This is a genomic window from Actinoplanes utahensis, from assembly GCF_016862455.1.
GTDB lineage: Bacteria > Actinomycetota > Actinomycetes > Mycobacteriales > Micromonosporaceae > Actinoplanes > Actinoplanes utahensis.
This window is the reverse complement of the sequence record NZ_BOMZ01000098.1, coordinates 1-13,482: the sequence shown is the minus strand read 5'-3', so window position 1 is coordinate 13,482 and position 13,482 is coordinate 1. Positions and strand designations below refer to the sequence as shown.

The window sequence follows — 13,482 nt, the reverse complement described above, 5'->3', positions numbered from 1 at the left end:
GTAGCGCAACCACGCTCCTCCGGCACGCTCAGGCGAGGTCGCTGACGAAGACCGTGACGGAGCGAGGCGGCGCCTCCCCCGGGGTGGCCGCACGCAGCGCCGGGTCGGCCGAGGCGGTCAGCTCCGGGTGCGGGCGCAGCCGGCCGGCGTCCGGCACGGCCGGCCAGGCCGTCGACCCGGTGACGTTGAAGACGACCACGATGCGGCCCCAGCGCCGGTCCAGGCCGGTGGAGTCCAGCTCCATCACGATCACGCCGGGCTGCTCGCCGGGGCCGCCGAGCGGGAACGACAGCCGCCGCTGCACCTCCTCGGCGTCCGGCAGGCCGAAGACCGGGGAGGACCGGCGGATCCGCAGCAGCTCCCGGTAACGCTCGGCGGCGAACGTGATCACGTCGGGCGCCGGGACCAGCGACGGGTCGCCGAGCAGCGGCCGGGCGTAATCCCACTTGTCGCCGTTGTCGGATTCCGGGGGCAGGCCCAGCCCGAACCCGTTGCCGAGGGCGGGATCCCAGCGGATCTGGTTGAACCAGTCGCCGGAGTTGAACGAGTTGCGGTCGAGCGACTTGGAACGCAGTCGCTCGGTGCCGAGGGCCGCGAACCCGGCGCCCTGGCTCAGCACCACCAGCGCGAGGGCGAGCACCTGCATCCGTGCCCGGTCCAGCTGGGACAGGTCGCGGGGCAGCTTGAACGCCATCGCGTCGTACAGGATCTCGTTGTCGTGGGCGTCCACATAGTTCACCGTCTCGCCGGGGGTGTGCGCGTAACCGCTGGGCGAGCCGTTGTAGTCGATCTGGGCGCCGCTGCGCTCGACCCCGTCGTGGCAGACGAACCGGTAGTTGGCCAGCCCGCCGGCGAGGCCGACCTTGATCCGGTCGTGCAGCCACAGCGGGACGGCCGACCCGAGCCCGGTCGCGAAACCCCGGGTGCCGGGGTCGTCCCCGAAGGCGCCGCCGCCCCGGATCGCGTCCCGGAACCGGTCGTTGAACGTGCCGACCCCGGTGCCGGCCATGTTGACCTGGGTGGCCTGGGTGAACCGGGCGTCGTACGCCACCTCGCCGAAGTTCCACCCCTCCCCGTACAGCGTGATGTCGGGGTCGATCCGGTCCAGGGCGATCCGCGCCGACAGGATGTTGGCCCGCGGATGGTGGCCCATCAGGTCGAAGCGGAAGCCGTCGATCCGGTACTCCCGGGCCCAGGTGACCAGCGAGTCGACCACCAGGCGCCCCATCATCAGGTGCTCGGTCGCGGTGTTCGGGCAGCAGGTGGACTCGGCGGTGCTGCCGTCCTCCAGGAGCCGGTGGTAGTACCCGGGGACGATCCGGTCGAGGACGCTGAACCGGTCGAGCCCGTCGCCCATCGTGTGGTTGTAGACCACGTCGAGGACGACCCGCAGCCCGGCCGCGTTGAGCCCTGCCACGGCCGAGCGCAGTTGCCGGATCCGGGCCGGGCCGGCCGGGTCGGTGGCGTAGCTGCCGTCCGGCGTCGTCCAGTGCCACGGGTCGTAACCCCAGTTGAACCCGTCCGTGTCGGCGACGGCCATCACGGCGCGCTGCTGCTCCGGCGAGTCGGGCGGGAACGCGGTCAGGTCGCAGGCCGGCACCGCCTGGTCGGTCCGCCGGTCGGGCACCGTGGCGAAGTCGTTGACCGGCAGCAGGTGCACGTGGGTGAGCCCGGCGTCGGCCAGGGAGCGCAGGTGCCGCATGCCGTCGGAGGAGTGCCGGGCGAAGGCCAGGAAGGTGCCGCGCTCGTCCGGCGGCACCGAGGCGTCGGCGATGGAGAAGTCCCGGACCGAGACCTCGGTGATCTGCATCCGGGCCGGGGCCACCACGGGCGGTTTGGCCGGCGTGTCCCAGCCGGGTGGGCGCAGTGCCGGGTCGGACAGGTCGACGAGCTGGCTGTGGGTGGAGTCGGTGGCGAGCGACACCGAGTACGGGTCGGTCACGCTGGTGGTCACGACCCGCTGGGCGGCCGGCTGCCAGACCTCGACGCGGTAGCGGTACCACTTGTTCAGCCACTTGCGCTTGCCGGTGATCGACCAGACGCCCGTCACGTCGTCGCGCTCCATCGGCAGGACGCGTGGCTCCTCGCCGGGCTCGCGGAAGAGCTCCAGCTCGACCTTGCGGGCGGTCGGCGCCCACACCGACAGCCGGGGCTTGTCCCGGTCGTCGACGACCGGGCCGAGCTCGGCGTCGGCGGCGTCCGCATAGAGATCGTCGAGGACGCCGGCGAGTTGGACGGCGGTGACGGCCACCACGTCGCCCGCGGCGTCCCGGCCCTCGATCAGCAGCCGGTCGCGCAGCAGGTCACCGAGCGCCGCGTCGCCCAGCTCCTTGACGGCGAAGGCACGGTAGGCCCGGAGGTGCGGGAAGCGCCGGCTCTGCGCCTGGAAGAGGCCGCCGGGCCGGGGCACCAGCGGAAGCCCGTTCACCGTGAACGACACGGCGCGCGCCGCGAACCACTCCGGCAGGGCGATCGTCGACCGGTCGATGAACACCGCATGGGCACGAGCCGGATCCAGCTCCGGCCCCAGCGTCCCGAGATCCGGGCGGACCGGCGCCCAGGACCCCGCGGTCAGCCACACCTCCCGGCACACGGTGAGATCGAGCCGCTGATCGTCGGGAAGATCCTTCTCCTCGCCCCGGTGCAGCACATAGCGCAGGCCCACGGCGTCGGGCCGCACCCGCACCTCGAAGATCGCCCCGAAGGCATCGAAACGGGTGGGCATGTGCGGTGAACCCCACCGGGTCTTCTCGGTGACCGGAACGCCCTCCCAGCAGTGCAGGCCCCACCCGCCGTAATCACCGCCCGGCCTGCGGTAATGGATCACGACGGTGTCCGGCGGCGGGCCGGGGAGCTCGGGCGGCGTGGTGGAGACCCGGCGGTCGCCGGCCGTCACCCAGATCTCGCCGGTCTTGCGCAGATCGACCCAGCGGTCCACCTCGACGTCCTTGGCGCCCTGCCGGCTGAGCACCAGGAAGCCGATCTCCTGCGCGTCCTCGCGGACCCGCACCCAGGCGAAACGCCCCCACGCGTCCTCACCGGCGAACGGGACGCCGTCGGGGTAGACCAGGTCGGCGCCGGGCGCGAGGTCACCCCAGGCGTGCAGGACCCAGTCGGCGTAGTCACCGTCGGGCCGCTGATAGTGAACGATCAGCCAGCGCACATCGGTGCGGCCGGCCGGCGCGGCCGCACTGATCGGCGGGGCGGAAGCGGTGATCTCGACCGTCGTCACCGGCACATCATCGCAGCGGGATACGACATTTTCCGGGTGTCCCGACGACGGACTGGGAGGATCGTCGCGTGGGACCCGCCTTGCAACCTCTAGCAAGACGGACGTACGGTTTACCGAAGACGCGCAACCGAGAGTTAGGCATACCTAACCAAGAGGTCGCCCTTTCGGTGCGAAAGACTTGACTTCCAGTCGCTGGGTGTGAAGGAGAAGACGGTGGCCAGCCTCGACACCTTTGGTGCGAAGAGCGAGCTGCGCGTCGGAGACGCGAGCTACGAGATTTTCACGATCGACAAGGTGAAGGGGCACGAACGTCTGCCCTACTCCTTGAAGATCCTCCTGGAGAACCTGCTGCGCACTGAGGACGGCGCGAACATCACCGCCGACCACATCAACGCGCTCGGCAGCTGGGACTCCAGCGCCGAACCCAACGTCGAGATTCAGTTCACCCCGGCACGGGTGCTGATGCAGGACTTCACCGGCGTCCCCTGCGTGGTCGACCTGGCCACCATGCGTGAGGCCGTGAAGGACCTGGGCGGCGACCCCACCAAGGTCAACCCGCTCTCTCCCGCCGAGATGGTCATCGACCACTCGGTCATCGCCGACCTGTTCGGCCGGGCGGACGCCTTCCAGCGCAACGTGGACCTGGAGTACCAGCGCAACCGCGAGCGCTACCAGTTCCTGCGCTGGGGCCAGACCGCGTTCAACGAGTTCAAGGTCGTCCCGCCGGGCACCGGCATCGTGCACCAGGTCAACATCGAGTACCTGGCCCGCACCATCATGGAGCGCAACGGCCAGGCCTACCCCGACACCGTGGTCGGCACCGACTCGCACACCACCATGGTCAACGGCCTGGGTGTGCTGGGCTGGGGTGTCGGCGGCATCGAGGCCGAGGCCGCGATGCTCGGCCAGCCGGTCAGCATGCTGATCCCGCGGGTCGTCGGCTTCAAGCTGTTCGGCGAGGCGCCGGCCGGCACCACCGCCACCGACCTGGTGCTCACCATCACCGAGATGCTGCGCAAGCACGGTGTGGTCAGCAAGTTCGTCGAGTTCTACGGCCCCGGCGTGAGCGCCGTCCCGCTGGCGAACCGGGCCACCATCGGCAACATGTCGCCGGAGTACGGCTCGACCGTCGCGATCTTCCCGATCGACGAGCAGACCATCGACTACCTCAAGCTGACCGGCCGCACCGAGCAGCAGGTGGCGCTGGTCGAGGCGTACGCGAAGCGCCAGGGCCTGTGGCTGGACCCGAACGCCGAGCCGGACTACTCGGAGAAGCTCGAGCTGGACCTGTCGACGATCGTCCCGTCGCTGGCCGGCCCGAAGCGCCCGCAGGACCGGGTGCTGCTCAGCGAGGCCAAGCCGATGTTCCGCGACGCCCTGAAGAACTACGTGCAGCCGCAGGGCCACGCCGACGAGGCGAGCGAGGAGTCCTTCCCGGCCAGCGACTCGCCGGCCAACGGCGTCGAGGACCCGGCCGACAAGCCGCACGTCTTCAGCGCCGCGAACGGGGCGGACGGCCGCCCGTCGAAGCCGACCCTGGTCAAGGGCGAGGACGGCGTCGAGTACGAGCTGGACCACGGCGCCGTCGTCATCGCCGCCATCACGTCCTGCACCAACACGTCGAACCCGCAGGTCATGATCGGTGCCGCCCTGCTCGCGAAGAAGGCCGTCGAGCGCGGCCTGACCCGCAAGCCGTGGGTGAAGACCACCCTGGCTCCGGGCTCGAAGGTCGTCTCCGACTACTACAACCGGGCCGGGCTCACCCCGTACCTGGACAAGATCGGGTTCAACCTGGTCGGCTACGGCTGCACCACCTGCATCGGCAACTCGGGCCCGCTGCCCGAGGAGGTCTCGGCCGCCATCAACGAGGCCGACCTGACCGCGGTCAGCGTCCTCTCCGGCAACCGGAACTTCGAGGGCCGGATCAACCCGGACGTCAAGATGAACTACCTGGCGTCCCCGCCGCTGGTGGTGGCGTACGCGCTGGCCGGTTCGATGGACATCGACATCACCACCGAACCGCTCGGCACGGGTTCGGACGGCAAGCCGGTCTACCTGAACGACATCTGGCCGACCAACGCCGAGATCGACGAGACCATCGCGCAGGCCATCGGCGCCGAGGGCTTCAGCACCGCGTACGCCGACGTCTTCGCCGGCGACGAGCAGTGGCAGGCGCTGCCCACCCCGACCGGTGACACGTTCGCCTGGGCGGACGACTCCACCTACGTCCGCAAGCCCCCGTACTTCGAGGGCATGCAGGCCGACCCGAGCCCGGTGACCGACATCGCCGGCGCCCGCGTCCTGGCCAAGCTGGGCGACTCGGTCACCACCGACCACATCTCCCCGGCCAGCTCGATCAAGCCGGACTCGCCCGCCGGCAAGTACCTCGCGGAGCACGGCGTCCCGCGCGCCGAGTTCAACAGCTACGGCTCGCGCCGCGGCAACCACGAGGTCATGATCCGGGGCACGTTCGCCAACATCCGGCTGCGCAACCAGCTGCTGGACAACGTCGAGGGTGGTTTCACGCTCAACCACCTGACCGGCGAGCAGACCACGATCTACGACGCCTCCGTCGCCTACAAGGAGGCCGGCATCCCGCTGGTCATCCTCGCCGGCAAGGAGTACGGCTCGGGCTCGTCCCGGGACTGGGCCGCCAAGGGCACCATGCTGCTGGGCGTCCGCGCCGTCATCGCCGAGAGCTACGAGCGCATCCACCGCTCCAACCTGATCGGCATGGGCGTGCTCCCGCTGCAGTTCCCGCAGGGGCAGAACGCCGAGTCCCTGGGCCTGACCGGCACCGAGACCTTCTCGTTCGCCGGCGTCACCGAGCTCAACAACGGCGCCACCCCGCGCACCGTCAAGGTGACGACCGACACCGGCATCGAGTTCGACGCGGTCGTCCGCATCGACACGCCCGGTGAGGCCGACTACTACCGCAACGGCGGCATCCTGCAGTACGTGCTCCGCAAGATGCTCCGCAGCTGACGCTGCCCGCTTCGCTGAAGAAGCCCCGCCCTCCTCTTCCGGAGGGCGGGGCTTCCGCCTTTTCTTCGGGGGTACGGGCCACGCGCCCCGGCTCGCCGCAAGAGGCTCGGCGGATCGCCCCGGCACCGGTCAGGGGCGAAAGCCGGTCCGGTCCGCGCCGGTGATCTCCCGCAGCACCCGCGCCGGATTGCCGACCGCGATCACACCGGCCGGAATCGGCCTGGTCACCACGCTGCCGGACCCGACGATCGCGCCGTCCCCGATCGTCACACCCTGGTTGATCGTCACGCCGCCGCCGACCCACACGTCGTCGCCGATCGTCACCGGCTTGGCGTAGCAGCCACCGGCCGCCCGCTCCGCCGCGTCGATCGCATGGTTCGACGTGTAGATCCCGACCCGCGGCCCGAACAGCACACGATTCCCGATGGTGATCCCACCGCCGTCGAGCATCACGCAGTCGAAGTTGGCGTAGAAGTGGTCCCCGACGCTGATGTTGAACCCGAACTCGCACCGGAACGTGGGCTCGAAGTGGCACCCCTCGCCCACCGACGCGAGCAGCCGCCGCAGGATCGCCTGCCGCTCGGCCGGCGGCCGCCCGAAGCTGCGGTTGTACTCGTCGGTCAGCAGCACGGTCCGTTCCCGCGCCTGCACGAGCTCAGGCGTCAGGTCGTCGTACATCCGGCCGGAGAGAATGTGCTCCCGCTGCTCCTCAAGCGTCATCCTGTGATCTTGCCATCCTGACCGGCGCTCACCGCGTCCGGTGAATACCATCCAGAAATGGATGACAAGACCGTGTTGGGCCGGATCAACGAGCTCGTCGACGAGGAGCACAAGCTCCGTGACCGGCTGAGTGCAGGCGAGATCTCCGCCGACGAGGAGCACGCCCGCCTCAAGGAGCTGGAGGAGTCCCTGGACCAGTGCTGGGACCTGCTGCGCCGGCGCCGTGCGGCCCGCGACGCCGGGCACGACCCGGACGCCGAGCAGGCGCACAGCACCGACGAGGTGGAGCACTACATCCAGTGACGCGGTCCCGGCCGCGGCCGCCGCGGGTGCGGCGGCCGCGGACCGGGCCGGGGGCCGCGGCTCACCGCAGCCCCGCCTCGTACAGCAGCCGGTCGGTCAGCTCCTCGGCGTCGACCGGCAATCCCCGCTGCCGGAACCAGCCGGCCACGTTGTGCACGTCCCGGGCGATGAACTCGGCCCCGCGCGGGTTGGCGACCACGTCGATGATCTGCGGCAGGTCGATCATGACGAGCCGCCCCTGGTGGACCATCGTGTTGTACGGCGACAGGTCACCGTGTGCCACCTGGGCCCGGGCCAGCACCGACAGCGCGTCGGTCATCTGCCGCCACAGATCGGCGAGCTGATCGGGCTCGGCCCGCACCTGGGCGAGCCGGGGCGCCGCCTCGCCGGTCTCCCAGTCGCCGATGAACTCCATCATCAGCTCGGTGCCGATGAGCTGCACCGGGTACGGCACGTGGACCAGCCCGCTCTCCCGGCCGATCTGCCACAGCCGGCCCAGCGCGTCGAACTCGGCCGCCGACCACTGCCCGGCGATCATCTCCTTGCCGAACGAGGTGCGGTTCGTCATGGCCCGCATCTCCCGGGACCGCCGCACCCGGCGCCCCTCGAGATATCCGGCGTCCCGGTGGAAGAGGCGGTGGTCGCCGTCGCGATAGCGCTTCGCGGCCAGCATGCTGATCCGGTCGGTGCCCGGGATCGCCCGCCGCACCAGGAAGACGTCCGCTTCCTTGCCGGTCTTCAGCATCCCCAGCTCGGTGTCGACGGCGGCGTGCTCCGTGCGTACCCAATCGGGTCTCGGCTCCGGACCGTGCAGGGCGCCGTCCCAGGTGGACCACCGGTCACCCTCCTCGGGCAGGTCCGGATCCTCCTTGAGGGCCGGCGTCAGCCGGCTGATCTTCAGAAAGTCACTGTCGTCGTCATCGAACTTGCGACGCTTGTTACGCATGGTCGAGTGCTCGCGCACGGGAGGGTCTCCTCGGAGAAAGAAGTGAACAGGGAAGCGGCGACTGCGGGCAGCACAACGACAGCCATCTGGTCCCACCCCCTTCTCTCTCGCAAGGTCACTCGACGGTCCACGAAGCCCGGCTCAGGCGCAGCCGTGGCGGTTCGCGCGGTCGACTTTTGCGCATGCCGGTCCGGCGCGCAACCGATTTATCGCGGAACCCCGCTCGGCTTCATCTCGGAACCGCACTCAGCTCTCTCGCGGACCCGCTCAGCTCTCTCGCGGACCCGCTCAGCTCTCGCGGACCCGCTCAGCGCGAAGCCATGATCGCCGAGATGCCCTGGATGACGTTGCCGACCACCTTCGTCGGCGCGAACCGGTTGTCCACCCAGTCCCGCCCGCGGTGCAACCACACGCTCGGCAGCCCGAGCGCCGCCGCCCCGCCGATGTCCGACTCCGGGCTGTCCCCGAGCACCCAGGCGCCGGCCAGCCGCATCCGGACCCGCTGAGCGGCCATCGCGAAGATCCGCGGGTTCGGTTTGCTGACCCCGCACTGCTCCGAGATCACCCAGTCGGCGACATACCGGTCCAGTCCGGTCCGTCGGATCCGCGACTCCTGCTGCTCGGTGGGCCCGTTCGTCACCACCACCGGAACCAGCCCGGCGTCGCCCGCGATCTCCAGCGCGCAACCCACCATCGGGTCGAGCCGTTCATAGGTGAGCGGCCCGGCCTTCAACTCGTCCACCAGGTCGATCGACGGCACCCGCAGCCGGTAACGGTCCCGGATCCGGTCGGCGAGGTCCCATCGGGAGGTCAGTCCGTCCGCGTCGACCGCGACCAGCCACTCCAGATCGTCCTGCGGTGCGGAGATCTCGTCGAGGAAACCTTTAGCCCACAACCGGAACGCACCGCTGCGATCAAGCAGGGTGTCGTCCAGGGAGAGGAAGACTAGAGGCACGCGGGCACTTTACGTGAGCGCTCACGGAACCGAACAGCCCAGGACTGTTAACAAAACGCTGGGAGCATGACGAAATTCGCATCATCCGATCGGGGTACGCCGGACTTCTGTAAACCGTACGTACGGCTTGCAAGACGGTCCAGGGCCGTGAAACGATCGGTGACGTGCCCAGGGTGAGTCAGGACCAGCTAGACGCGCGCCGCCACGAGATCCTCAACGCGGCCCGCCACTGCTTCGCACGGTTCGGCTACGGCGGTGCCACCGTGCGCCGCCTCGAAGAGGCGACCGGCATGTCCCGTGGCGCGATTTTCCACCATTTTCGGGACAAGGAGTCGCTGTTCCTCGCCGTCGCCGAGGACGACGCCGTCACCATGGTCGAGACCGTCGCCGAGAACGGCCTCGTTCAGGTGATGCGCGACCTGCTCGACCGGGCCGGCAACAGCGAGGGCGACACCGCCGGCTGGCTCGGCACCCAGCTGGAGGTCTCGCACCGGCTCCGCACCGACCCGGCCTTCGCGAAACGCTGGGCCCAGCGCTCCGCCGCCATCGCCGACGCCACCCGCGACCGCCTGCAACGCCAGCGCGACGCCGGTGTGCTGCGCCAGGACGTCCCGGTCGAGGTCCTCACCCAGTTTCTCGAGCTCGCCTACGACGGCCTGGTCCTGCACCTGGCCACCGGCCGCCCACCCGGCGACCTGACTCGCGTCCTCGACGTCGTGGAGGAAGCCGTCCGCAAACCCTCCACTCCCTGACCACCCTCGCCGCCCCGCACTCGCGGGAAACCGGCGGAGCGCGGTCAGGAGATGGACCAGCCGATCTCGCACTCGCCGGAAACCGGCGGGGAGCGGCGGCCAGGAGATGGACCAGCCGATCTCGCACTCGCCGGGCACCGGCGGAGCGCGGTCAGGAGATGGACCGGCCGATCTCGCACTCGCCGGAAACCGGCGGAGCGGCGGTCAGGAACCGGGGGCCCGGTCGATGAAGCCGAGGACCTGGACGATACGGCCGCCGGCGTCCCGTTCGGCCACGTCGAAGCCCACCACCAACGGCTCCTCGCCGGGGCGGCCCAGGTTCCAGGTGAACCGGGCCTGGTCGTGGTGCGCGTCCACCGGCCCGCCGGAACTGAACACCAGCCCCGCGAACTGCTGCTGCGCCGCGCCGATCAGCGCGTCCAGGGCCGCCCGCCCCTCGACCGCCGCGAGCGGGTCGACGTAGCGGACGTTCTCCGCGAAGAGCTCGTCGATCGCCGCCCGGCGCGCGACCGGGTCGGTCTCGTTCCACACCGCGAGGTACCGCTCGATCACATTGCCGAAGTCGCTCATTCTTCTCGCCCTCTCCTGTCATCCCGTGCAGGCCGGCCCGGCCCGGGGGTGATCCGCTGATGGACCGAGCCTGCCGGGGCGGAGGTAGGGCCGTCGATTACCTCACGGGTAATGGCGGACGTTCGGCGCCGCTTCCTACGCTGCGGGGATGAGCGACGTGGGCAGGCTGTTACGCGGCTGGCGGGACGCCCGGAGGATGAGCCAGCTCGATCTGTCCGGCCGGTCCGGGGTGTCGACCCGCCACCTGTCGTTCGTGGAGACCGGCCGTTCGCAGCCGACCCGGGGGATGCTGATGCGGCTGGCCGAGGAGCTGGACGTTCCGCTGCGCGCCCGTAACGAGCTGCTGCTGGCCGGTGGGTTCGCCCCCGCGCACCCGGAGTCGGAGCTGGACGGGCCGCCGCTGGCGGACGTGCTGACGGCCCTGCGCAACGTGCTCGCCGGTCATTCCCCGTACCCGGCGGTGTTGGTGGACCGGCACTGGACGATGGTGGACGCCAACGACGGGGTGGCCCGGCTCACCGCCGGTTGTGCCGCGGAGCTGCTGGCCCCGCCGGTCAACGTGCTGCGCCTGGCGCTGCATCCGGCGGGCATGGCGCCGCGGATCGGCAATCTCGCCGAATGGCGTACGCACATCCTGCACCGGCTCGACAGGCAGGCCGCCGCCACCGCCGACCCGGTGCTGCGGGAGCTTCGTGCGGAGCTGGCGGGCTATCCCGGGGGCGCGGTCCCGGAACGCCCGGACGGCCTGGTCGTCCCGTTGCGCTTCGACGGCCTCAACTTCTTCAGCATCACGTCGGTGCTCGGCACCCCACGTGACGTGACCCTCTCCGAGCTGGCCATCGAGGCGTTCCTGCCGGCCGACGCGGCGACCGCGGCGGCGCTGGGGATCGGCACATGACGAAACCTTGCGGCGTACGGGTGTAACGATCTACCACGCGCTCAGTTCCCTGACCATGTGGTCGTGGTGATCCGGGCGGCGTACGCCTCGGTGATCACCGCCCGGACCGGGCACGTCGGCGCGGCCGTCGAGGCGGCGGCCGGCCCGGCTCAGGCGGTCGAGGCGTACCTGCGGGCGATGATCGCCCACCTGGCCGCCCATCCCGAGCACGTCCGGGTCATCGTCGAGGCGCTCGACGAACGCAACGGGACAGGCATCCGGGACCGCGCCCGGCCGGAAGCCCGCCGGCGGCCGCTCGCCGCGCTGATCGACGGCGCGGCGGCGTCCGGCGAGTTCCGGCCCGACGTGGACAGCCGACTGCTCGCCATCGTGCTCGGCGGCGCCCTCGACGCGGTCGTCGCGGTCGTCGCGGGCGGCGCGGTCGTCGCGGGCGGCGCGGGCGGCGCGGGCGGCGCGGGCGGCGCGATCGCCGGCGCCGCACGGGCCCGGTGACCGGCGCCGGCCGGGATGGCAGGATCGAAGTATGGACCTTGGGCTCGCTGATCGCGTCTTCATCCTCACCGGGGCCTCGCGAGGGCTCGGGCTCGCCACCGCGCAGGCACTCGTCGGCGACGGCGCCCGGGTGGTGATCTCCTCCCGCGACGAGGACCGGGTCACCGACGCGGTGGCCGCGCTGGGCGGCCCGGAGCACGCGCTGGGAGTCACCGCCGACCTGGCCGACCCCAGCACCCCGCGCGAACTGGTGCACGCGGCGCAGGAACGGTTCGGCCGGCTGGACGGCGCGCTGATCTCGGTCGGCGGTCCCGCTCCGGGCACCGCGGCGAGCATGAGCGACGACCAATGGACGAGCGCTTTCGAGACGGTGTTCCTCGGTTCGGTGCGGGCGGCCCGGACGTTCGCGTCGTCGCTGCCGGAGGGCGGGGCGATCGGCTTGGTGCTGTCCACGTCGGTGAAGACGCCGCTGACCGGTCTCGGCCTGTCGAACGGGTTCCGGCCCGGACTGGCGATGGTCGCCAAGGACATGGCCGACGAGTTCGCCCCGCGCGGCGTACGTGTCCTGAGCATTCTTCCCGGCCGTTTCATGACCGACCGCAGCCGTGAGCTGTTCGCCGCCACCGACGACCCGGTGGACGCGGCGGAGAAGGTGGCCTCCTCGGTGCCGTTGCGCCGCATCGGTGAGCCCTCCGAGTTCGGCCGTGTCGCCGCCTTCCTGCTGTCCCCGGCAGCGAGCTACGTGACCGGCGTCGCGGTCGCGGTCGACGGCGGCGCCCTCCGCACCCTGTGACCACCCCGCCCCGCCCCACCGCCGGCCGATCCCGCTCCACCGACGGCCCACCTCGTCCCACCGCCGACCCGCCCGGTCCCGCCGACGGCTCACGCGGTCCCACCGCCGACCCGCCCGGTCCCACCGCCGGATCGCCCTCACCCCGGCGCGCGGCGGGCCGGCCCGGTGCGGAGGGCCGGCCCGGTGCGGAGGGCCGCCGTCGGCCCGGCACGGTGGCGGCGCGGGCGGCCCGGCCCAGTGCCGAGGAGATGGCGGCAGCAGCCGGGCGGACCATTCCCGACGTCGAGGGCCCGGATCTGCTGGTGTTGTTCTCCGGCATCAATCCGAGCCTGTACTCGGCCGTGACCGGTCACCACTTCGCCCGCCCCGGCAACCGGTTCTGGCCGGCGCTGCACGGCTCCGGTTTCACCGACCGGCTGCTGCACCCTTCGGAGCAGCATCTGCTGCCCGCTCTCGGTCTCGGCATCACCAACGTGGTCGCGCGCGCCACGGCCCGCGCTGACGAACTCGCCCCCGAGGAGTTCGTCCACGGCGGCGCCCGGCTCGCCGAACGGGTGGCCCGGCTACAGCCCCGGGTTCTGGCCGTGCTGGGCGTGACCGCTTACCGGGCCGCTTTCGGGCGCCCGAAAGCCCAGATCGGCCGTCAAGAGGAGTCGATCTCCGGCGTGCCGGTGTGGGTGCTGCCGAACCCGAGCGGCCTCAACGCCCACTTCCAGCTCCCAGCCCTGATCAGCGAGTTCGCCGCGCTCCGCGCCACCATCCTCTGAGCCTGAGACGCGGCGACACGGCCTGCTCCGCGAAGACCCAGCCGGAAGAGGCCCGGCCCACGAAAGCCC

At 71.1% G+C, this 13,482-nt stretch carries 12 protein-coding genes; 7 read left to right on the top strand and 5 right to left on the bottom strand.

The features are described 5' to 3' along the window. Positions 1-28: 28 nt before the first annotated feature. Positions 29-3,232 carry a pullulanase-type alpha-1,6-glucosidase gene (gene pulA / locus Aut01nite_RS35515; RefSeq protein ID WP_043521792.1) on the bottom strand — a complete coding sequence of 1,068 codons (3,204 nt, stop codon included), beginning with the start codon at positions 3,230-3,232 and terminating at the stop codon, positions 29-31. Positions 3,233-3,430: 198 nt separating this feature from the next. Here pulA and acnA point away from each other — a divergent pair, with 198 nt between their 5' ends. Beyond that, a complete protein-coding gene (acnA, locus tag Aut01nite_RS35510; RefSeq protein WP_173476623.1) occupies positions 3,431-6,217 on the top strand; it encodes an aconitate hydratase AcnA in 2,787 nt (928 codons plus the stop codon). A gap of 129 nt (positions 6,218-6,346) precedes the next feature. Here the strand turns inward: acnA and Aut01nite_RS35505 are convergent, their stop codons facing one another. After that, the gene (locus Aut01nite_RS35505) at positions 6,347-6,937 is read right to left on the bottom strand and encodes a sugar O-acetyltransferase (RefSeq protein WP_043521554.1); all 591 of its coding nucleotides are present in this window, start codon (positions 6,935-6,937) and stop codon (positions 6,347-6,349) included. A gap of 57 nt (positions 6,938-6,994) precedes the next feature. Here Aut01nite_RS35505 and Aut01nite_RS35500 point away from each other — a divergent pair, with 57 nt between their 5' ends. Beyond that, positions 6,995-7,240: a DUF2630 family protein gene (locus Aut01nite_RS35500; RefSeq protein WP_043521553.1), complete on the top strand. Its 246-nt coding sequence runs from the start codon at positions 6,995-6,997 to the stop codon at positions 7,238-7,240. A gap of 61 nt (positions 7,241-7,301) precedes the next feature. Here Aut01nite_RS35500 and Aut01nite_RS35495 read toward each other — a convergent pair whose 3' ends face one another. Together Aut01nite_RS35495 and Aut01nite_RS35490 are read right to left on the bottom strand one after the other, a co-directional pair. Continuing rightward, entirely contained in the window at positions 7,302-8,186 is an 885-nt protein-coding gene (locus Aut01nite_RS35495) for a serine protein kinase RIO (RefSeq protein WP_043521789.1), read from the bottom strand. A gap of 307 nt (positions 8,187-8,493) precedes the next feature. After that, entirely contained in the window at positions 8,494-9,141 is a 648-nt protein-coding gene (locus tag Aut01nite_RS35490) for an HAD family hydrolase (protein WP_043521552.1), read from the bottom strand. Positions 9,142-9,305: 164 nt separating this feature from the next. Here Aut01nite_RS35490 and Aut01nite_RS35485 point away from each other — a divergent pair, with 164 nt between their 5' ends. Then, positions 9,306-9,893: a TetR/AcrR family transcriptional regulator gene (locus tag Aut01nite_RS35485; protein ID WP_043521551.1), complete on the top strand. Its 588-nt coding sequence runs from the start codon at positions 9,306-9,308 to the stop codon at positions 9,891-9,893. Positions 9,894-10,097: 204 nt separating this feature from the next. Here the strand turns inward: Aut01nite_RS35485 and Aut01nite_RS35480 are convergent, their stop codons facing one another. Continuing rightward, a complete protein-coding gene (locus tag Aut01nite_RS35480; RefSeq protein WP_043521550.1) occupies positions 10,098-10,463 on the bottom strand; it encodes a nuclear transport factor 2 family protein in 366 nt (121 codons plus the stop codon). A 148-nt stretch (positions 10,464-10,611) separates the two neighbouring features. Here Aut01nite_RS35480 and Aut01nite_RS35475 point away from each other — a divergent pair, with 148 nt between their 5' ends. From Aut01nite_RS35475 to mug, 4 genes are all read left to right on the top strand, one after another. After that, on the top strand, positions 10,612-11,361 hold the full coding sequence (locus tag Aut01nite_RS35475; protein ID WP_043521549.1) for a helix-turn-helix domain-containing protein: 750 nt from the start codon (positions 10,612-10,614) through the stop codon (positions 11,359-11,361). Between the two features lie 57 nt (positions 11,362-11,418). After that, on the top strand, positions 11,419-11,853 hold the full coding sequence (locus Aut01nite_RS35470; protein ID WP_052163067.1) for a hypothetical protein: 435 nt from the start codon (positions 11,419-11,421) through the stop codon (positions 11,851-11,853). Between the two features lie 31 nt (positions 11,854-11,884). Next, complete coding sequence (locus Aut01nite_RS35465; protein ID WP_043521548.1) at positions 11,885-12,646, top strand: SDR family oxidoreductase; 762 nt, start codon at positions 11,885-11,887, stop codon at positions 12,644-12,646. 248 nt (positions 12,647-12,894) lie between these two features. Then, the gene (gene mug, locus Aut01nite_RS35460) at positions 12,895-13,413 is read left to right on the top strand and encodes a G/U mismatch-specific DNA glycosylase (RefSeq protein WP_052163108.1); all 519 of its coding nucleotides are present in this window, start codon (positions 12,895-12,897) and stop codon (positions 13,411-13,413) included. Positions 13,414-13,482: the final 69 nt, after the last annotated feature.